Annotated in this window: 18 protein-coding genes; 7 read left to right on the forward strand and 11 right to left on the reverse strand. The window is 64.1% G+C overall.

Going from position 1 to position 18,392, the window contains the following annotated elements:
* Window positions 1-4: 4 nt before the first annotated feature.
* Entirely contained in the window at window positions 5-3,640 is a 3,636-nt protein-coding gene (locus tag LPN03_RS00375; protein WP_262452381.1) for a DNA polymerase III subunit alpha, read from the reverse strand.
* Window positions 3,633-4,040: a DUF6504 family protein gene (locus tag LPN03_RS00380; protein WP_240901639.1), complete on the reverse strand. Its 408-nt coding sequence runs from the start codon at window positions 4,038-4,040 to the stop codon at window positions 3,633-3,635. Before LPN03_RS00380 ends, LPN03_RS00375 begins: the two co-directional genes overlap by 8 nt.
* Window positions 4,041-4,282: 242 nt before the next feature.
* Between LPN03_RS00380 and LPN03_RS00385 the strand changes: the two genes are divergently transcribed.
* From LPN03_RS00385 to LPN03_RS00395, 3 genes are all read left to right on the forward strand, one after another.
* A complete protein-coding gene (locus LPN03_RS00385) occupies window positions 4,283-4,789 on the forward strand; it encodes a GNAT family N-acetyltransferase (RefSeq protein WP_165180573.1) in 507 nt (168 codons plus the stop codon).
* A gap of 43 nt (window positions 4,790-4,832) precedes the next feature.
* A complete protein-coding gene (locus LPN03_RS00390; protein WP_165180572.1) occupies window positions 4,833-5,267 on the forward strand; it encodes a VOC family protein in 435 nt (144 codons plus the stop codon).
* Window positions 5,268-5,431: 164 nt separating this feature from the next.
* Window positions 5,432-5,962 carry a hypothetical protein gene (locus tag LPN03_RS00395; RefSeq protein WP_165180571.1) on the forward strand — a complete coding sequence of 177 codons (531 nt, stop codon included), beginning with the start codon at window positions 5,432-5,434 and terminating at the stop codon, window positions 5,960-5,962.
* Between the two features lie 52 nt (window positions 5,963-6,014).
* Here the strand turns inward: LPN03_RS00395 and LPN03_RS00400 are convergent, their stop codons facing one another.
* The gene (locus tag LPN03_RS00400) at window positions 6,015-6,734 is read right to left on the reverse strand and encodes an SOS response-associated peptidase (RefSeq protein ID WP_165180570.1); all 720 of its coding nucleotides are present in this window, start codon (window positions 6,732-6,734) and stop codon (window positions 6,015-6,017) included.
* A gap of 105 nt (window positions 6,735-6,839) precedes the next feature.
* Here LPN03_RS00400 and LPN03_RS00405 point away from each other — a divergent pair, with 105 nt between their 5' ends.
* Together LPN03_RS00405 and LPN03_RS00410 are read left to right on the forward strand one after the other, a co-directional pair.
* A complete protein-coding gene (locus LPN03_RS00405) occupies window positions 6,840-7,097 on the forward strand; it encodes a mycoredoxin (RefSeq protein WP_165180569.1) in 258 nt (85 codons plus the stop codon).
* 35 nt (window positions 7,098-7,132) lie between these two features.
* Entirely contained in the window at window positions 7,133-8,251 is a 1,119-nt protein-coding gene (locus tag LPN03_RS00410; protein ID WP_165180568.1) for an S-(hydroxymethyl)mycothiol dehydrogenase, read from the forward strand.
* Here LPN03_RS00410 and LPN03_RS00415 read toward each other — a convergent pair.
* The 3 genes from LPN03_RS00415 to LPN03_RS00425 are packed head-to-tail and all read right to left on the reverse strand — an operon-like array spanning window position 8,238 to window position 10,410.
* Window positions 8,238-8,996, reverse strand: a complete 759-nt coding sequence (locus LPN03_RS00415) for a biotin/lipoate A/B protein ligase family protein (protein ID WP_240901638.1) — start codon at window positions 8,994-8,996, stop codon at window positions 8,238-8,240. The two genes, LPN03_RS00410 and LPN03_RS00415, sit on opposite strands and share 14 nt — an antisense overlap.
* Complete coding sequence (locus tag LPN03_RS00420; RefSeq protein WP_165180567.1) at window positions 8,993-9,811, reverse strand: thioesterase family protein; 819 nt, start codon at window positions 9,809-9,811, stop codon at window positions 8,993-8,995. The genes LPN03_RS00415 and LPN03_RS00420 overlap by 4 nt, the downstream gene beginning before the upstream one ends.
* 20 nt (window positions 9,812-9,831) lie before the next feature.
* Complete coding sequence (locus LPN03_RS00425; RefSeq protein ID WP_262452387.1) at window positions 9,832-10,410, reverse strand: DedA family protein; 579 nt, start codon at window positions 10,408-10,410, stop codon at window positions 9,832-9,834.
* A gap of 247 nt (window positions 10,411-10,657) precedes the next feature.
* Between LPN03_RS00425 and LPN03_RS00430 the strand changes: the two genes are divergently transcribed.
* Both LPN03_RS00430 and LPN03_RS00435 read left to right on the forward strand, forming a co-directional pair.
* Window positions 10,658-11,872 carry an FAD-dependent oxidoreductase gene (locus LPN03_RS00430; RefSeq protein ID WP_240901636.1) on the forward strand — a complete coding sequence of 405 codons (1,215 nt, stop codon included), beginning with the start codon at window positions 10,658-10,660 and terminating at the stop codon, window positions 11,870-11,872.
* 39 nt (window positions 11,873-11,911) lie between these two features.
* A complete protein-coding gene (locus tag LPN03_RS00435) occupies window positions 11,912-13,546 on the forward strand; it encodes an AMP-binding protein (RefSeq protein ID WP_165180565.1) in 1,635 nt (544 codons plus the stop codon).
* Here LPN03_RS00435 and LPN03_RS00440 read toward each other — a convergent pair.
* The 5 genes from LPN03_RS00440 to nrdH all read right to left on the reverse strand — a co-directional run bounded on the left by LPN03_RS00440 (window position 13,543) and on the right by nrdH (window position 18,186).
* On the reverse strand, window positions 13,543-14,088 hold the full coding sequence (locus LPN03_RS00440; RefSeq protein ID WP_165180564.1) for an NUDIX domain-containing protein: 546 nt from the start codon (window positions 14,086-14,088) through the stop codon (window positions 13,543-13,545). The two genes, LPN03_RS00435 and LPN03_RS00440, sit on opposite strands and share 4 nt — an antisense overlap.
* A gap of 9 nt (window positions 14,089-14,097) precedes the next feature.
* Window positions 14,098-15,075, reverse strand: a complete 978-nt coding sequence (gene nrdF, locus LPN03_RS00445) for a class 1b ribonucleoside-diphosphate reductase subunit beta (RefSeq protein WP_165180563.1) — start codon at window positions 15,073-15,075, stop codon at window positions 14,098-14,100.
* Window positions 15,076-15,186: 111 nt separating this feature from the next.
* Window positions 15,187-17,307, reverse strand: a complete 2,121-nt coding sequence (nrdE, locus tag LPN03_RS00450; protein WP_165180629.1) for a class 1b ribonucleoside-diphosphate reductase subunit alpha — start codon at window positions 17,305-17,307, stop codon at window positions 15,187-15,189.
* Window positions 17,308-17,321: 14 nt separating this feature from the next.
* Window positions 17,322-17,798 carry a class Ib ribonucleoside-diphosphate reductase assembly flavoprotein NrdI gene (nrdI, locus tag LPN03_RS00455; RefSeq protein WP_165180562.1) on the reverse strand — a complete coding sequence of 159 codons (477 nt, stop codon included), beginning with the start codon at window positions 17,796-17,798 and terminating at the stop codon, window positions 17,322-17,324.
* Window positions 17,799-17,940: 142 nt separating this feature from the next.
* Window positions 17,941-18,186 carry a glutaredoxin-like protein NrdH gene (gene nrdH, locus LPN03_RS00460; protein WP_262452393.1) on the reverse strand — a complete coding sequence of 82 codons (246 nt, stop codon included), beginning with the start codon at window positions 18,184-18,186 and terminating at the stop codon, window positions 17,941-17,943.
* Window positions 18,187-18,392: the final 206 nt, after the last annotated feature.

Here is an 18,392-nt window from a genome sequence, read left to right on the forward strand (position 1 = left end):
TTCGTCATGTCCGGCCATAAGTCCCGGCAACATACGGGGGGTGCTGGGGGCCTCCTTGATCGTATCGGTTTGCTGCTGCCCCAACCAACACCGGCTGCGGGAGGGGCAGTGAGGGCAGCTCGGCCAGGTCCCAGGCCTCCAGCGCCTGCAGGCTGATGCCGCGCGGGCCCGTCCGCCGGGTCAGGCCGCGGATCAGCAGCAGCCGGGTGCCAAACAGCAGCGGGCCTGACTTTTCCTGCGCCTCCGTGAAAAAGGTGGCGTCCACACAGCCGGTGCCGTCGTCGATGCTGATGAACACCACCCGCTTCCCCCCGCGCATGGGCGGGGTTTGGGTGGCCACCCGCACCCCGGCGACCAGCACCTCGGTGTTGTTGCGCAAGCCCAGCAGCTGGTCCGACTTTGTCACCCCCAGCTCCTTCAGCAACGCCGCATGGCTGTCCATCAGGTGGGCGCTGGCATCCAGGGAGAGCAGGTCCAGCTCCGTCCGCACCGTCTCCGCCAGGGTGGGGGCAGGCAGTTCCGCGGCAAGGGTGCCCAGTTCCAGCTCCCCCAGCGGCAGGTGCAGCTGCCCCTCCATGGGCTCGCTGCGCCTTGTCTGCCTGGCCACAGGCAGGCTGTTCACGTGGGCAATGAGGTCGGCGCGGTTGGCGGTGTTGCCGCTCCCTTTTTGGGCTTCACGCTGCAGGGAATCCAGGGCGCCCAGCTGCGCCAGCCGCTTGAGGATGGGCCGGGACACCCTGGCACGGTCGCGGAGGTCTGCCAGCGAGTCATAGGGCTGGCCGGCCACAATGCGCTTGAGTTCGGTGCCGGAAAGCCCATAAATGTCCGACAGGCTCAACCGGATGCCCGTCACCGGCCCTTCCGCGGCTGCCAAACGTTCAGCCCGGTAATGCCCGGTGCTGGCATTGATGTCCAGTGGCAGGATGGGGATGCCCATGCGCCTTGCCTCGGCCACCAGCAGCCGCCGCGGGTACATTCCGGGATCGTGTTCCCACAGCCCCGCCAAGAATTCCGCCGGATGGTGCGCCTTCAGCCAGGCCGACTGGTAGGTGGGCATGGCGAAGGCAGCCCCATGTGCCTTGCAAAATCCAAAACTGCCAAAGGCCTTCAGCGTGCCCCACACCTCCTCAATGACCTCCGGGCTGTAGCGGCGTTTCCGGGTGGCATTCCGAAAGAACTCTTCCACGGAAGGCTCCTGCGAGGGGTTCCCCAGTTTGCGGCGGTACTCGTCGGCCTGTGAAAGGGTGCAGCCGGTCATGATGTGGAGGGTCCACAACACCTGTTCATGGAAAACAGTCACCCCATGGGTTTCGGCCAGGGCCGGCATCAGGTCCGGATGGGCGTAGTGTGCCGGGGTGAACCCGGCCCTGTTTTCCAGGAACGGCTTCACCATGTTGGACTTCATGGGGCCGGGGCGGAACAGCGAGATGTCGATGATCAGGTCATTGAATTCGGCCGGCGCCATTTTGCCCACCAGTTCGCGCTGGCCCGGGGACTCGATCTGGAAGCACCCCAGGGTGTGTGTGCTGCGGATCAGTTCGTAGGTGGGTTCGTCGTCGAGCGGGACGGCGTCCAGGTCAATGGTTCCGTCCTCCCCCACATAGGCCGGTCCCTGCCCATTGCTGTCCACCGGGTGTTTGCCGGCGGCGACCACTTCCGCCTTGGAGGGGTGCAGGCGGATGACCTCGCGCACGGCGTATGCCATGGCACTTTGCATGCGCACCCCCAGGACATCGAGCTTGAGCATGCCCATGGCGTCCATGTCATGTTTGTCGAACTGGCTCATGGGCAGGCCCAGTCCGCTGGGCTGCACCGGGGTGCGGTTCAGCAGTGTGGAGTCCCCCAGGATCACCCCGCACGGGTGCATGGAGATGTGCCGGGGCAGGCGGTCCAGCCTTTCGGTCAGGTCCACGAGCATGTCCAGCTGGGCGCCTCCTTTCGGGGGCCGGTCATCCAGGGAATGCTCGGGCAGTGAGTTTTCACGCCGGGATTGCTCGACCCTGGCGGCAAAGTCACGCAGCTCGGGTTTTTCCGCCAGGGCTTCCCGGAAGGAACTGGCCGAGAACCGCCACAGCTGCTTGGCGATCCCGTCAACGTCCTCCTGCTCCATCCCCAGGGCCAGTCCGGCGTCCCGCACGGCACCCCGGGCCCGGTAGGCGTTTTGCATGCTCATCAAGGTCACCCGCTGGGAACCAAAGCGTTCAAAGATGCGCCGGTACACGGCATGCCGTTCGGCGCTTTCGACGTCCAGGTCGATGTCCGGCAGGGTGGAGCGGTCACGGGAGAGGAATCGTTCAAACAAGAGCCCGTTGGCGATGGGGTCCACGGCGCTGATCCCCAGCAGGTAGTTGACCAGCGACGACGCCCCGGAGCCCCGGGCAGCCCGGCGCACCCCCATGGTGCGGATCATTTCGGAGACTTCCGCGACTGTCAGGAAGTAGGAGGCAAACCCCAGTTCGTTGATGGTTTCCATCTCCCGGGTCAGCCGGTCCCGCACAGCGGCCAGCCGTCCGCCCTGCAGCCCGGGGAAGCGCCAGCCCAGCCCGGCGTCAACCCGCTGCCAGAGTTCGCGCTCCGCCGGCTGCGCCAGCCCCAGCACGCCGGGTTCAGGGGTGCTGGGTTGTTTCCAGCCGAGGTCATGGACCGGATCGAGGCGGCACTTGTCCGCCAGCTGGTGCGTATTGGCCCACAGGAGGGAAAGCTCCCGTGCGCCGAAGCCACCCTGGCGTCCGATTTCACGAACCATGGCATGCATGTCCGTGGCGCCCTTGAGCCAGCCCTGTCCGGTGGGCTGCAGGTCCGGCGCACGCCGCATGGGGGCGATGGCCCGGGCCGCGTCAAGAACATCAGCCGTGGGGGCGTCGTCCCGGGTGCAGTAGCGCACGGCATTGGCCAGCACCGCCGGCACGCCGAATTCCTCGGCCAGCTTCAGCATGCGCACCGCGTGGGTGGTGCTCAGGGCGGTGCCAGGTTCGCTGAAGTGGCTGACAATTTCCACCGCCATGCTGCCGGCGGGCATGATTGCCGCCCAGGCCTGAAACTTGGTGCGCGGCAGGAGATACCTGCGTCCGGCCATGGCAAGGCCCACATTGGAAAAGGGGCCAAGCAGGACTGTCAAGGCCGGTTCACCGGTTTCCGGATCCAGCACCCCGGCCGCCAGTTGCGCCATGGTGAGCCCAACGGGTCCCCTGGGCCGGGAGTGGGCTGAGGACACCAGCCGGCACAGGGCGGCATAGCCGGCACCGGCGGGCAGGTCCCTGCCCCCATGCGCCAAAATGGCCACCCGGCCACACTCCACCAGCCCGCGGCCGTCCTGCTCCGGACCCGGTCCCTGGCGTTGGCCAGGCTGTGGGGCCAGCCGCGGTCCCGGCGGGCCCCCAAGGCCTTGCCCGGCCTGTTCCAGCCCGCCTGGTTCCACGATGGCCAGGTCCACGCCCAGCAGCGGATCGATCCCGGAGGCCATGCAGGCCTTGACATGCTTGACCACCCCATACAGCCCGTCCCGGTCAGTGATGGCCAGTGCATCTGCTCCGTCCGCGGCCGCAGCCTCCACCAGATCGACCGGCCAGGAAACACCGTAGTGGGCGCTGTAAGCGGAGGCCGCATGGAGGTGTACGAATTTATGCCGGTTCTCAGGCACTGAAATCCTGCCCTTCCGCCAGCTCAACCACGGCATCATGGACCTTGATGATGCGCCACCGCTCCCCCGGCTGGTACCGCACCAGGTCGAAGGTGGTCAGGGCAGCACCGGCGGGTGCGCCGTCGCGGTGGACCTGGACCCGCCAGATTTGGCGGTCCACCAGCCCAATCCCATCCCCCCGGGCGGCCCGGGTTTCCTCATCCCACCAGTTCCGCCGCTGGTACCAGCACAGGGGTTCTGCCGCCAGGGTGTAACGGCGCCCCTGCCACAGCAAGTGCAGCGGCACGCCGGCTGTCGACAGGGACACCTCAACGGAGTCACTAAATGTGCCCACCCAAGCTGCCACCTCCGTCCATACCGCAAAAAACCCGGCCACCTCCGGCACCGCAGGGCGGTCCATGGAAGGAACATTATTACAGGGATTTCGAAAATTACTAGAATGTATATTCTAGTGTAATTCAGTGTACGCTCACATCACGCGGCATGAAAGCCGTCAATTGGGAAGCATCTCGCCGGGCCGGGCATTCACAGCAGCCGCAGGGCGTTATGTACATAGCTGCCAGGGCATGAGGCGTCTAGCATGGCTTTATAGTCATCGGCGTGACCACGCTGCTGGCGCAAAACGACTATAAGGAGCGTTCCATGACTGACATGGTCACCCTCATCGCCAGGACCACACCGTTGGAGCGCGAGCTCAAAACAACCTCCCGCACGGTGGAAGAAACAGACCTTCCCCGCCTGGGCGAACTGTACTTCACGGCCTATGACCCCGGAGTTGCCGGCGAATCGCTCCAAGCCGCCCTGGAAGACATCAAGGCCTCCATGGCCGGGAAGTACGGGAATTTTCTGCCGAACGCCTCCCATGTTGCGCTGGATGAAGACGGCAAAATCGTGGCAGCAATCCTTGTCGTGGAACGAGCCATCGGCAGCGACACGCCCGACGCCCCCTTTATCATTGAACTCATCACCGACCGCCTCCACCGCCGGCAAGGATTGGCCGAGGACCTGGTATTGGCCACCATGGACACCCTGTTCAACGACGGCCAAAAGGACGTGGCCCTGCGGGTGGAGGCCAGCAACTCGGCCGCCCTTGCCCTCTACCTGTCCCTGGACTTCCGCCGCTGGTCGCCCGAAGAGGGCGAGGACTGAGGCGGCGCTGCAGAGTGCCAACAGACCACACACAGGGGGCATCATGGAACAACGGCTGAATTTCATATCACTGGGGGTCCGTGACGTTTCGCGTTCCCGGGACTTCTACGTCACGGGACTCGGCTGCGAGGCACGGCTTGACGTCCCCGGTGAGGTCATTTTCCTCCAGGTCAACCATGGCCTCATTTTGTCACTGTGGGACAGGGCCGCCATGGCTGCAGAGCTTGGCACGGACCCAGCCGCCCTTGATGCCTGTCCCATCCCGCCTGTGACGCTCAGCCACAACGTGTCCAGCCCGGAGGCGGTGGACGCCGTGGTGGGACAGGCCCGCAAGGCCGGCGCCGCCGTCGTCCGCGACCCGGCGCGCCAGTCATGGGGAGGCTACAGCGGCTACTTCGCGGACCCGGACGGCTTCCGCTGGGAAGTGGCCTACAACCCCACCTGGGATGTGGACGACACGGGCCGCGTCACAGTTTAATTCCCCATGTGGATCCCCGCTGTGAACAGGCTGGGAATCTGCCCGAAATTGCTGCGCCCGCGACATGTCCCGCCAATTCCCCCAGCTTGGCGTGTGACCATTGGCTGTGCCCACACCCGTAGAGGACGGCACTTTCGCATGCACAGAGTAAGGCGGCCCCGGCCATGATCCCCATAGCAGTTGCAGCACTCCTGGTGCTCGTCGTCCTGGCGGGCGCCGCCCGGGCCGTCACGGCACCATCGGCTCCGGCCAGGGTGGATGGTGCCGCACTGGCAGTTGCCGCCCTCGCCCCGGGTGCAATGCTGTGGAGCTTGATAGGGTCTCCGGCTGCCGCCGCTGCCGCCGGCTGCGCGGGAATGTGGTTCCTCTGGCGGGTGGCTGCACCGGCGGGCAGAGGCGAACGCCCTCCCGGGACCGGGAGGGGGGCGGCAGTTTACCGCCTGCTATATTCGGCCGTCGCCCTGTGGGCCTCCCTGGCACTGAACACCGTGCACCATGCCGGTGCCAGCCAGGAACTGGCCACCATCATCCAACACATGGCAGTGGCCGTGATCCTGAGCCTCTCCTGCGCGGGCTGGCTGCTGGGCACCTTCGCCATGCCGAAGGATTCAGCGCCAAGAATCCAGCCGGCACTCGGGGTGCAGGAAGCCCTCGCCGCGGTGGCGCTGGCCCTGTGCCTGTTCAGCATTATCTAACGGGATGGTGCCGCAGCCGCTGGTCCGGCGGCCGGCCTGGCCTGACATTCGCTCAGGCCTGACGTGCCATGAGCTCCGGCGAATCGTTGCGAACATTGCCAACCTCGGGGCCCACCAGGTCCAGCACCCAACCGGCAGCCAGGCTGTAGGACTCTGCCAGGACTGCGTCCAAGACAGTTTTCGGCGTCGTATTTCCCGGGTCCAGCCATTCACCCAGGGTGTCCTGCCCCAGCGGAACAGGAAGCCGGTCGTGGAGGGTTGCCAGTTCGCCGTCGGGCGGTGAAGCCATGGTGAGGATGGTGCAGGACAGCAGCCACTGGCCCGGATCCCCGTCCGCCAGGGCCGGGTCCTTCCACCACTCGTACAGCCCGGCGAAGGAAATAAGCCGGCCGCCGGGATTGTGGACAAAGTACGGCTGTTTGGCGCCTCCGGGAAGCTTCTTCCATTCGTAGTACCCCTCCACCGGGACGGCGCAGCGCCTGGACTTGGCGGCGGTGCGAAAGGTGGGCTTCTCCAGGACTGTTTCGGTCCGGGCATTAAAGGCCCACACTCCCACCGAGGCATCCTTGGCCCAGCGCGGCACCAAACCCCACTTGGCCACGTGCACCTGCCTGTGGGCCACGCCGTCAACAAGCCGCTCCAGCACAATGGGCACATCCGAAGTCGGCGCCACATTCCAGGAAGCGCGCAGCTCCAGGTTCTCGTCCGCCTCGGCTTCAAGTTCCGCAACCAGGTCGCCCACGGCCCGGGCCATCACATATCGTCCGCACATGCCATCCATCGTGCCACTTCCGGCGCCCCAATGGCGGGAATAGCCGGGCGAGCCGGTAGCGTTGTGGCTACGACGGCACAGAAATAGATTCGTAGGAGAAATAACGTGGAATACACCCCGGAAACCGGCACCATCACGATGTTTTCGACCGTTTGGTGCGGTTACTGCAAGCGCTTGAAGAAGCAGCTAGACGCCAAGGGGATTGGCTACACCGAAATCAACATTGAAGACACTCCCGGCACCGCCGAATTGGTGGAGAAGCTGAACAACGGGAACCAGACTGTGCCCACCGTGATCTATCCGGACGGCTCCGCTGCAACCAACCCGTCCCTCAATGACGTCATGGCGAAGCTGGGAGTCTGAACCGCCTTCCCTTCCGCAAATACAAGGAGTAAGACATGGTCCACCTGGTCCAGGGCGCAGTCGTGTTGTCCAAGGATGCCCCCGTCACACTGCAAACTGTAAGGGTGCCGGACCCCGGCCCCGGCGAGGCGCTGGTGGACATCCTCACCAGCGGCGTGTGCCACACCGACCTGCACTACAAACAGGGCGGCATCAGCGACGACTTTCCCTTCCTGCTGGGCCATGAAGCCACCGGCGTGGTCAGCGCGGTGGGCCCGGACGTGAGCAATGTTGCACTGGGCGACAGGGTGGTGCTGAATTGGCGGGCCGTGTGCGGCACCTGCCGAGCATGCGCCAAGGGTCAGCCGCAATACTGCTTCAATACGGCCAATGCCACGCAGAAGATGACGTTGGAGGACGGCACCCCGCTGACTCCTGCCCTCGGCATTGGCGCGTTCATTGACAAGACCCTGGTCGCCGCGGGGCAATGCACCAAGGTGGATGCCGACGTTGATCCCGCCGCCGTCGGCCTGCTGGGCTGCGGCGTCATGGCGGGCATCGGGGCAGCCATCAACACGGGCGGGGTCAAGCGCGGTGACTCCGTGGCCGTGATCGGCTGCGGCGGCGTGGGTTCCGCAGCCGTTGCCGGCGCCGCCCTGGCCGGTGCCACCACCATCATCGCCGTGGACCGGGACCCGCGAAAGCTGGCAACGGCAAGGAAACTCGGCGCCACACACACCGTCGACTCGGCCTCAGAGGATGCAGTGGCGGCCATCCGTGGACTCACGGGCGGATTCGGCGCCGACGTGGTGATTGACGCCGTGGGACGTCCCGAGACGTACCGGCAGGCGTTCTACGCCCGCGACCTGGCCGGCACGGTGGTGCTGGTGGGCGTGCCTGCACCGGAGATGCTCCTGGAGCTGCCCTTGCTGGACGTGTTTGGGCGCGGTGGCTCCCTCAAGTCCTCCTGGTACGGGGACTGCCTCCCGTCCCGTGACATTCCAATGCTGATCGAGCTCTACAAACAGGGCCGCTTGGACCTTGACACATTCGTCAGCGAACGAATCACCATCAACGACATTGATGCCGCGTTCACCAGGATGGGGCAGGGTTCCGTGCTTCGATCAGTCGTAGAACTCCAAGCCCGGCCCCAGACGGACCTCAGCTCTCCGTAAGCAGTTTTGCGTGGCGGGCGTAGACGGCCAGCACGGCTGCCTCCACGGCGTCCACGGTGATGCCCGGGACCAAGTCTTCCGCCGCCCCGGCGGTGTGCGGGTCCCATTCCAGGCCCAGGGCGCTGTAGGTATCAACGAGCACATCCCGGATGGGTGCAGAATTTTCCACCACAATCACCGAGCTGAACAGCCAGGCCCCTGCCACGACGCGCTGGGCCGTGCCTGCCAGCTTGAGGGCGCCCTCCAGACCCCTGCCAGGCCCGGCCGCGGGCCCGGGAACCCGCCCGAACACGCTGAACTCGCCGGGGCAGTACTCGCCGGGAATTTCCCCTACGCCTGCGTCAAGCCCCAGTGAGCGCAGTGCCTCCGTGAACAGTTCACCAAAAAAGCCAAACCTGGCCTTGGCGCCCGCAATGGCGTCCGCCTCGGGCTGGATGTGGTCCACCACCAGCGTGCCCTCGTGGTAGGCCGCAGCCCTGCCGCCTGCCCGCCGCACGGCCGGGACGAACCCGCGGGCTGCGGCTGCACGGGCGGCCTTGGCGTAGCCCGGCAGGCGGGTGTCTCGCTGGCCAAATGCGACGGTGGGCTGGGGGCGGTAAAGGCGCAGCATGGCCGGCCGCGCCCCGCTGCGGACCTCTGACAGCAGGTCCAGGCCACGATTGAGGTCGGCCCCGGCACCCAGGGTCTCCTGCTGCCTGTGGACCACGAGTGAGGCGGCCATCAGGCCGGGGCTGTCTGCTGTCATTTGGCGTCGGGAATGGGGCGGACCGTCAGGATCTGTTCGGAACGGCCGAACGGGCCCTTGATGTCGTGCAGGACGGATGATGTCAGCCCGACGCCGTCCGCCGCAAACGTCACATGCGTCTCCAGGCCAAGCCACTCACCCACAGGTTCACGGTGCACGTGGACGGACAGGTCCACGTTGGGGAACATGTAGCCTCCCGGTCCCGGCACCACCCGTGCTGAAATGCCGTTGGCACTGTCCACCAGCCCGAGGAGGCGGACCAGCGGGGACGTGGGAACGCCGTCGAGCATGGAATAGGGGCTGCGCAGCCATGCCCGGCCGCGGCCCGGGCGGTGCCCTGGTTCGACCCTGCCCTCAAGGCTCCTGATGAAGCCGCCTGGCCAAATCTCCATGCCGTCCCACGGCTCAGCATCATCCGGGCTGCCCATGGAGGGGTCCTCCAGTGCTTCCACGGCCCCGGTATCTCCGGTCTGCAGGCGCCAGGCAGTCACGCGCACGGTGGGGCGGCCGTGCGCGACAAGTTCGGCCTGCAACAGCTCGATCGTCTTGCCGGGGCGCAGCATGGTGGTCTCAATGGAGAAGGGGCCGGCAGGAATCAAGCCCAGGATGTCAAAGTTGAACCGAACCAGCCTCATGCCATCCCGCGGCTGAAACTGCTCCAGCGCGTGCACCAAAACACCTGTCACCGGGGCCATGTGCTGTTCATGGGGGTTCCATGCACCTTGGGTGTGGATGGTGGATTCATAGTCTTCGCCGCCCAAGTGGCGGTAGTACGAGGTGGCCTCAACGGCCGACAGTGAGGTGGATTGGTGCATGCCTAAGACTCTACCTGTTCTCAGGCGCTGCCCACTGGGCCCTCCGGCGCCGTCTGGTTGCCGGCCGGGTTCATGACGGGGTTCATGACCGGGTTCATGACGGGGCAGTCCGCCAGGGCTGAGCTGTCCAGTTTCCTGCGGCGGGCCACCCGGACCAGGTGCAGGCCCAGGACGGCGGCGCCCGCCAACACGGCCAAGGAAATCAACGCGACGGGCGAACCGGCGGCTGCAGCCACGGCAGCGTCAAATGCTGCCAGCCCCACAGTGGCGTAGATGGCCGCCCAGGCCAGGGCGCCCACCACGGTAGCAGGAATGTAGCGTCGCAGCGGCATCCTGGCCAGGCCCGCGGCCATGTTCACGGCCGTCTGCACGCCAATGGTCAAGAAACTCACACTGACGGCTGGCGCACCCCATCGGGCAATCGCCGCCTCGGCGCGGGCCACGGACGGGGACTTCAGGTACTTTTGAAGCCGTGTCTTCCGGCCGCCGGCGGCCACGCCACGGCCGGCCCAGTAGGTGGCATTGGAACGAAGCATCACCACCGCAAACAAGAGCAGGTACGCCCACGCAAAGGGCAGGGAGGCGATCGTGTCCATCATGAGCGCGCCACCCCCTGGGAACAAACGAGAATTCAGCGACAGAAACCTGCGCTAATTTACTCCGTCCATCTTAGCCAACGAACGCGAAGTTCAGCTAATTGCCCGGAGGTGATCCGCACCGCACTGGCGCTGTCGCGGCTGGTGGGCGCGGCGTAGCATCGATAGGGAATGTTCCGCCGCAGGTCCAAATGGGCGGCACGTCCAAATGGGCGGCAAGGCGCGGGAGGCGACGATGGCTGGGTCCGAAATGTCAACCACATGCTGCATCGTGGGTGCCGGGCCCGCCGGCATGATGCTGGGCTTGCTGCTGGCCCGGGCGGGCGTAGACGTTGTTGTCTTGGAAAAGCATGCAGATTTCTTTCGTGATTTCCGCGGCGACACCATTCATGCCTCCACACTTGACCTGATAGACCAGCTTGGCCTGAGAGAGGAATTCCTGCGGATTCCACAAAACAGCATCACCACGCTGGATGTCGTAGTTGGGGGGACGCGCCTGACTCCCGTGGACTTCGGCACACTGCGGGGGCCGAACAAGCGCATAGCCCTCATGCCACAGTGGGACTTCCTGGACCTCCTTGCCCAGGAAGGGCGCACACTCGACAATTTCCGCCTGTTGATGGAGACCGGGGCAACGGGGCTGCTCCACGACGGTGCCGAAGTCACCGGCGTGCAGGCTGCGGGCCCCGAGGGCGCCCTGGCAATCGCCGCAGACCTTACGGTCGCTGCCGATGGCCGCGGCTCCACGATTCGAGGGGCGGCCGGCCTGCACCCGAAGGCGCTGGGCGTTCCCATCGATGTCCTCTGGTTCCGCCTGCCCACTCCCCCGTCACCGCCACCGGACACCTTGGGATACCTCCGCAATGGCTCCATTCTCATCACCATCCCCCGCACCGGCTACTACCAGATGGGCCTGCTGATCCCCAAGAACGGCTTCACCACGATCAAGGCCGGCGGGCTGGACGCGTTGAAAGCGCACATCCGCACGAATACGCCATTCCTTGCGGCGGCCGCGGAATCCCTGCGGGACTGGGACCAGATCCGGCTCCTCTCGGTGCAGCTGGACCGCCTCCCGGACTGGTCGGTGCCGGGCCTGCTTTGCATAGGCGATGCGGCCCATGCAATGAGCCCCGTCTTTGGGGTGGGCGTCAACTATGCGGTGCAGGATGCAGTGGCCGCCGCCCGCCTGCTGGCGCCGCCCCTCCTCGCCGGCCTCCCCACGGCCAATGCCATGCGACGTTTCCAGCGCCGGCGCGAGTGGCCGGTGCGCCTGATGCAGCCGCTGCAGGCACAGGTCCACAAACTGCTTGCAGGGGCGGGCGGCGTGGACTCGATGCCGCCGTGGCAGGCACGTCTTGCCACATTGGCGTCAAAGGCAGCCCGGCCCATCACGGCCCGCCTCGTCGGACGGGGTTTCCGGCCCGAGCGGCTCCGCCGGAAAGGCCGAAAGGACCTCCGGAGGTGAGTTAGCGCACATTAACTGATTTAGTACTAGCATCATCACATGACCACTGATGTTCAGACTTCCTACACGTCCGGCACGTCCACGATTCCGCTTCTGGGTGACACCATTGGGGCCAATTTCCTCCGTACTGCCACGCGCTTCCCCGATCGCGATGCCCTGGTGGACATGCCGTCCGGCAGGCGGTGGAGCTACGCCGCACTCAACAACGACGTCGATGCCCTGGCCCGCGGCTTGCTCGCCGTCGGGGTCGGCAAGGGTGACCGGCTGGGCATCTGGGCACCCAACGTCCCCGAATGGGTGCTCATCCAGTATGCGACGGCAAAGCTTGGCGTGATCCTGGTCAATGTCAACCCGTCCTATCGCGCCCACGAATTGAAGTATGCCGTCCAGCAGTCGGGCATGCGCATGATCGTGGCACTGCCCCAATTCGCCGGCTCCGAGTACCAGGCCATGATCGAGCAGGTCCGCCCTGACTGCCCGGAGCTGACGGAGGCCGTCTACATCGGGACGCCTTCCTGGGACGCGCTCGTGGCGGGCGGGAAGGCAGTGGCCAGTGACGCCGTCGAACGCGCCATGGCAGAACTGGGCACCGACGAGCCCATCAACATCCAGTACACCTCCGGGACCACGGGCTACCCGAAGGGAGCCACACTCAGCCACCACAACATCCTCAACAACGGCTACTTTGTGACGGAAACCATCGGGTTCACAGAAGCGGACAGGCTGTGTGTGCCGGTGCCGTTCTACCACTGCTTCGGCATGGTCATGGCCAACCTGGGGGCCTCGACGCACGGGGCGGCCATCGTCATCCCGGCGGCGTCCTTCAATGCAGCGGCCACCCTGCAGGCCGTCCAGTCGGAACACTGCACCGCCCTGTACGGGGTTCCCACCATGTTCATCGCCGAGCTCAACCTGCCCGACTTCGCCACCTACGACCTCTCGAGTCTGCGCACCGGCATCATGGCAGGCTCCCCCTGCCCCGTCGAGGTGATGAAGCGGACCATGACTGAAATGCACATGGAGGGTGTCTCGATTGCCTATGGCATGACTGAGACTTCGCCAGTGTCGATGCAAACCCTGATGGACGACGACGTCGCCCACCGCACGGAGACCGTGGGCCGGGTGCACCCGCACCTCGAGGTCAAGATCGTGGACCCGGCGACCGGGCTGACCGTCCCCCGCGGGACCCCCGGCGAGTTTTGCACGCGCGGATACTCGGTCATGCTGGGCTACTGGAACGATCCCGAAAAGACTGCCGCCGCCATTGATCCGGCCCGCTGGATGCACACAGGCGACCTGGCCGTCATGCTGGAGGACGGCTACACCAACATCGTGGGCCGCATCAAGGACATGGTGATCCGGGGCGGGGAAAACCTGTACCCGCGCGAAATCGAGGAATTCCTGTACCAGCATCCGGACATTGCCGATGTGCAGGTCATTGGCGTTCCCGATGAAAAGTACGGCGAGGAGCTGTGCGCCTGGATCCTCATGAAGCCCGGCACCGAACCGCTTGACCAGGCCGCCGTCGCAGCATTCTGCGAGGGGCACCTTTCCCGGCACAAAGTGCCCCGATACGTGCTTGTCGTGGATGACTTCCCGATGACCGTCACGGGCAAGGTGCGCAAGATGGACATGCGTGAACGGACAGTGGAGATTCTGGGTTTGGGCAGCTAAGCCCCCGGCAGACGGCGCCTCAGCCCGGGCCAGGCGCTCGCGAAGCCCGGGTGCAGCGGCAGCCGGGCGACGCCGTCGGGCTTCACCCATTCCAGCGCCAGGCTTTCCGGGTCGCTGACAATTGCCTCAAACGGCGTCCTTGCCAGCACGGCCACCGTGGTGTAACTCCAGTAGCCGACGTCGAAGACGGAGGTGAACAGCAGCTCCACATTCAGGCGGGGCACACCGGCCTCTTCCCACGCCTCACGCAGGGCGCCGTCCACGGCTGCTTCCCCCTCATGGAGGGCGCCGCCGGGCAAGCCCCACGTGCCGCCGTGGTGTGACCAGATGGCCCGGTGCTGCAGCAGGATTCCGCGGCCGGCGTCGAAAACCAAGAGCCCGGCAGAGCCAAACTTGCCCCAAAACTTTCCCGCCGCCCCGTCCACCCAGGCGTCGCCGGGGTCGCGGGCACCGGTGATGTGCCCCGGGCGCACAACAGCCGCGGCATCCCGGATGAAACGGGCTGCCGCGGCTGTGTCGCCGGCTTCCGCAGGCTCAGGCATGGACAAGGGCTAGAAGTCCCAGTCGTCGTCTTCGGTGTTGACGGCCTTGCCGATCACGTAGGAGGAACCGGAACCGGAGAAGAAGTCGTGGTTCTCGTCCGCGTTTGGGGACAATGCGGAGAGGATGGCAGGGTTCACATCGGTCACGGCGGACGGGAACATGGCCTCGTAGCCGAGGTTCATCAGCGCCTTGTTGGCGTTGTAGTGCAGGAACTTCTTGACGTCCTCGGCCAGGCCGACGGAGTCGTAAAGGTCGTGCGTGTACTGCACTTCGTTCTCATATAGCTCGTACATCAGCTCGAAGGTGTAGTCCTTCAGCTCCGCCTTGCGCTCTTCGGAGAGCCCTTCCAGGCCCTTTTGGTACTTGTAGCCAATGTAGTATCCGTGCACGGCCTCGTCGCGGATGATGAGTCGGATCAGGTCGGCGGTGTTTGTCAGCTTGGCGCGTGAAGACCAGTACATGGGCAGGTAGAAGCCCGAGTAGAACAGGAAGGACTCCAGCAGGGTGGAGGCGATCTTGCGCTTGAGCGGATCGTCGCCGTAGTAGTACGACTCTATGATCTGCGCCTTCTTCTGCAGGTTCACGTTCTCGACCGACCAGCGGAATGCCTCGTCGATTTCCTTCGTGGAGCACAGGGTGGAGAAGATCGAGGAGTAGCTCTTGGCGTGCACGGACTCCATGAACGCGATGTTCGTGTAGACGGCTTCCTCATGCGGGGTGATGGCGTCCGGGATCAGCGAGACGGCGCCGACAGTGCCCTGCAGCGTGTCCAGCAGGGTGAGTCCGGTGAACACGCGCATGGTCAGCAGCTGCTCATCCGGAGTCAGGGTGGCCCACGACTGGGTGTCATTGGACAGCGGCACCTTCTCCGGCAGCCAGAAGTTGTTGACCAGGCGGTTCCAGACTTCCACGTCCTTCTCGTCCTCAATGCGGTTCCAGTTGATGGCCACAACGTGGTTCGCCAACTTCAGCTTGTCCGGTGTCATCGTTGCTTCTTTCCTTGTAAAAGTCCTGGCGGCCACGCGGGCCAAGTCAATCTTAAGCCGAAGGCACGACGGCGGAAGGCGCCCGCCGTCGTGCTGTTCAGTTGGGTGGTGCTACAGCATGCAGCTGACGCAACCCTCCACCTCAGTGCCTTCCAGCGCGAGCTGGCGGAGGCGGATGTAGTAGATGGTCTTGATGCCCTTGCGCCATGCATAGATCTGGGCCTTGTTGATGTCACGGGTGGTGGCGGTGTCCTTGAAGAACAGCGTCAGCGACAGGCCCTGGTCCACGTGCTGGGTGGCGGCGGCGTACGTGTCGATGATCTTCTCGTAGCCAATTTCGTAGGCATCGTGGTAGTAGTCAAGGTTTTCGTTCGTCAGGTACGGGGCCGGGTAGTAGACGCGGCCCAGCTTCCCTTCCTTGCGGATCTCAATCTTCGACGCCACCGGGTGGATGGAGGAGGTGGAGTTGTTGATGTAGCTGATCGAGCCCGTGGGCGGGACGGCCTGCAGGTTCTGGTTGTAGATGCCGTGTTCCATGACGGAAGCCTTCAGCTGGCGCCAGTCGTCCTGCGTGGGGATGTGGATGCCGTCGAACAACTCAGCTACGCGCTCGGTCTGGGGAACCCATTCGGCGTCCGTGTACTTGTCGAAGAACTCGCCGGAAGCGTACTTCGACTTTTCAAAGCCGGCAAAGGTGGAACCTGTCTCCATCGCGATCATGTTCGAGGCGCGCAGGCAGTGGTAGAGCACCGTGTAGAAGTAGATGTTGGTGAAGTCCAGGCCTTCTTCGGAGCCGTAGTGGACGTGCTCGCGGGCAAGGTAGCCGTGCAGGTTCATCTGGCCCAAGCCAATGGCGTGCGACTGGTCGTTGCCCTTGGCAATGGAGGGCACGGAGCCGATGTGGGACATGTCGGAGACGGCCGTCAGGGTGCGGATGGACGTCTCGATGGTGCTGCCGAAGTCCGGAGAGTCCATGGTCTTGGCAATGTTCAGGGAGCCGAGGTTGCAGGAAATGTCCTTGCCGGTCTCGTCGTAGGACAGGTCGTCATGGTAGCTGGTGGGTGCGGAAACCTGGAGGATCTCCGAGCACAGGTTGCTCATGATGATCTTGCCGTCGATCGGGTTGGCCCGGTTCACGGTGTCTTCGAACATGATGTACGGGTAGCCGGACTCGAACTGGATTTCAGCCAGTGTCTGGAAGAATTCACGGGCCTTGATCTTGGTCTTCTTGATCCGGGCGTCGTCCACCATCTCGTAGTACTTTTCGGTGACCGAGATGTCGGAGAACGGCACGCCGTAGACCTTTTCCACGTCGTACGGGGAGAACAGGTACATGTCCTCGTCGCGTTTGGCCAGGTCAAAGGTGATGTCCGGGACGACGACGCCCAACGACAGGGTCTTGATGCGGACCTTCTCGTCGGCGTTTTCACGCTTGGTGTCCAGAAAGCGGTTGATGTCCGGGTGGTGGGCGTGCAAGTACACCGCGCCGGCGCCCTGGCGGGCGCCGAGCTGGTTGGCGTAGGAGAAGCTGTCCTCGAGGAGCTTCATGACGGGGATGACGCCGGAGGACTGGTTCTCGATCTGCTTGATCGGTGCACCAACTTCGCGGATGTTGGTCAGGGCGAACGCCACGCCGCCGCCGCGCTTGGACAGCTGCAGGGCCGAGTTAATGGAGCGCCCAATCGACTCCATGTTGTCTTCGATGCGCAGCAGGAAGCAGGAAACAAGCTCGCCGCGCTGCTTCTTGCCGGCGTTCAGGAACGTGGGGGTGGCGGGCTGGAAGCGGCCTTCGATGATTTCATCGACCATCTTGATGGCCAGTTGCTCATTGCCGCGGGCCAGGTGCAGGGCGACCATGCACACGCGGTCTTCGTAGCGCTCCAGGAAACGGTTGCCGTCAAAAGTCTTCAGCGTGTAGGACGTGTAGAACTTGAAGGCGCCCAGGAATGTCTCAAAGCGGAACTTCTTCTTGTACGCGTGGTTGTAGAGGTCGCGGATGAAGTTCATTGTGTACTGGTCAAGCGTTTCGCGCTCGTAGTACTCGTTCTTCACCAGGTAGTCCAGCTTTTCTTCCAGGTCATGGAAGAACACCGTGTTGTTGTTCACGTGCTGGAGGAAGTACTGGCGGGCGGCGGCGCGGTCGGCGTCGAACTGGATCTTGCCCTCGGAGTTGTACAGGTTAAGCATGGCGTTCAGCTCATGGTAGCCAAGGCCCTCCCACGCGGCGGGCATGTCCTTTGACGGCTTCACGGCCGAGTCTGCTGCTGAGACAATCGTGTCCAAAATTCTTCCAATCCTTCGTGAACGCGGTCCACGTCTTCCGACGTTCCCATCAATTCAAAACGGTAGAGATGCGGTACTTTGCATTTGACCGAGATAACGTCCCCGGCCAGACAGTAGGTTTCACCAAAATTTGTGTTGCCGGCGCCAATGACGCCGCGGATCAATTCCCGGTTTCCGGAAACGTTGAGGAACTTGATGACTTGCTTTGGGACAGCCCCGTGCCCCGTGTCGCCGCCGTAGGTCGGCAGGACCAGGACAAAGGGCTCAAGGGCTGTCAGGGTCTCTTCATGGGTGTAGAGCGGGAGGCGCGCTGCATCCATGTGAAGCTTTTCAACAAACCGGTGGGTGTTGTCGGAGATGGAGGAAAAGTAGACCAGGCTGCTGGAGGTGGGCCTTCCGGTTTCCCGGTTCACAGCTGGTTTCGCTGCAACGGCTGACATGGTCTTCGCTTCCTGCGCTGCTTGAATACTTTTACATGGTCTTGCTGCTGTGGGGCCGACCATTTGACGGTCAGCCCCACCTTTGTGCATGTGCTGCACGTGAAATTTTTTTTCGCTGGCCGGTTTCATTCCCGGCCGGAAGTCATGCTACGTAGGACGCAGCATCCTGGCCGATGGCGGCAATTTTGTCCGGGCGGAACCCGGACCAGTGGTCGGCATCCGTAATGACAACAGGGGCCTGTTGGTATCCGAGGCTGAGCAGGCGCTCAAGGGCGGCAGGATCTTCGGTAATGTCCACGCTCTGGTAGGTGATGCCCTTCTTGTCCAATGCCCGGTACGTGGCATTGCACTGCACGCACGCTGGCTTGGTGTAAACCGTTACGGTCATGATCGAGATCCCCTTGTCGTAAAACACTGTCTGGAATTAGCATTCGCGTCCCGCACGGACCTGCCCACTGTCGGTGGGGCCTGACAGCTGTTGCTTGCGGCCTCGCCAGCGTTTCAGGTGTTGGCCCGAAGTGCTTGTTTTGATGTACTCGATACTACATGTAGTGATCGACCTCGGGAACGACCCCAACATGATGTATTACAAGT

The organism is Arthrobacter sp. A2-55 (genome assembly GCF_025548615.1).
Taxonomy (GTDB): Bacteria; Actinomycetota; Actinomycetes; order Actinomycetales; family Micrococcaceae; genus Specibacter; species Specibacter silviterrae.

Excerpts from the sequence above, each read along its gene's own strand:
- LPN03_RS00380 (WP_240901639.1), bottom strand. The coding sequence starts at position 4,040 with ATGGACCGCCCTGCGGTGCCGGAGGTGGCCGGGTTTTTTGCGGTATGG.
- LPN03_RS00385 (WP_165180573.1), top strand. The coding sequence starts at position 4,283 with ATGACTGACATGGTCACCCTCATCGCCAGGACCACACCGTTGGAGCGC.
- LPN03_RS00390 (WP_165180572.1), top strand. The coding sequence starts at position 4,833 with ATGGAACAACGGCTGAATTTCATATCACTGGGGGTCCGTGACGTTTCG.
- LPN03_RS00395 (WP_165180571.1), top strand. The coding sequence starts at position 5,432 with ATGATCCCCATAGCAGTTGCAGCACTCCTGGTGCTCGTCGTCCTGGCG.
- LPN03_RS00400 (WP_165180570.1), bottom strand. The coding sequence starts at position 6,734 with ATGTGCGGACGATATGTGATGGCCCGGGCCGTGGGCGACCTGGTTGCG.
- LPN03_RS00410 (WP_165180568.1), top strand. The coding sequence starts at position 7,133 with ATGGTCCACCTGGTCCAGGGCGCAGTCGTGTTGTCCAAGGATGCCCCC.
- LPN03_RS00415 (WP_240901638.1), bottom strand. The coding sequence starts at position 8,996 with ATGACAGCAGACAGCCCCGGCCTGATGGCCGCCTCACTCGTGGTCCAC.
- LPN03_RS00420 (WP_165180567.1), bottom strand. The coding sequence starts at position 9,811 with ATGCACCAATCCACCTCACTGTCGGCCGTTGAGGCCACCTCGTACTAC.
- LPN03_RS00425 (WP_262452387.1), bottom strand. The coding sequence starts at position 10,410 with ATGATGGACACGATCGCCTCCCTGCCCTTTGCGTGGGCGTACCTGCTC.
- LPN03_RS00430 (WP_240901636.1), top strand. The coding sequence starts at position 10,658 with ATGTCAACCACATGCTGCATCGTGGGTGCCGGGCCCGCCGGCATGATG.
- LPN03_RS00435 (WP_165180565.1), top strand. The coding sequence starts at position 11,912 with ATGACCACTGATGTTCAGACTTCCTACACGTCCGGCACGTCCACGATT.
- LPN03_RS00440 (WP_165180564.1), bottom strand. The coding sequence starts at position 14,088 with ATGCCTGAGCCTGCGGAAGCCGGCGACACAGCCGCGGCAGCCCGTTTC.
- nrdF (WP_165180563.1), bottom strand. The coding sequence starts at position 15,075 with ATGACACCGGACAAGCTGAAGTTGGCGAACCACGTTGTGGCCATCAAC.
- nrdE (WP_165180629.1), bottom strand. The coding sequence starts at position 17,307 with ATGCCCGCCGCGTGGGAGGGCCTTGGCTACCATGAGCTGAACGCCATG.
- nrdI (WP_165180562.1), bottom strand. The coding sequence starts at position 17,798 with ATGTCAGCCGTTGCAGCGAAACCAGCTGTGAACCGGGAAACCGGAAGG.
- nrdH (WP_262452393.1), bottom strand. The coding sequence starts at position 18,186 with ATGACCGTAACGGTTTACACCAAGCCAGCGTGCGTGCAGTGCAATGCC.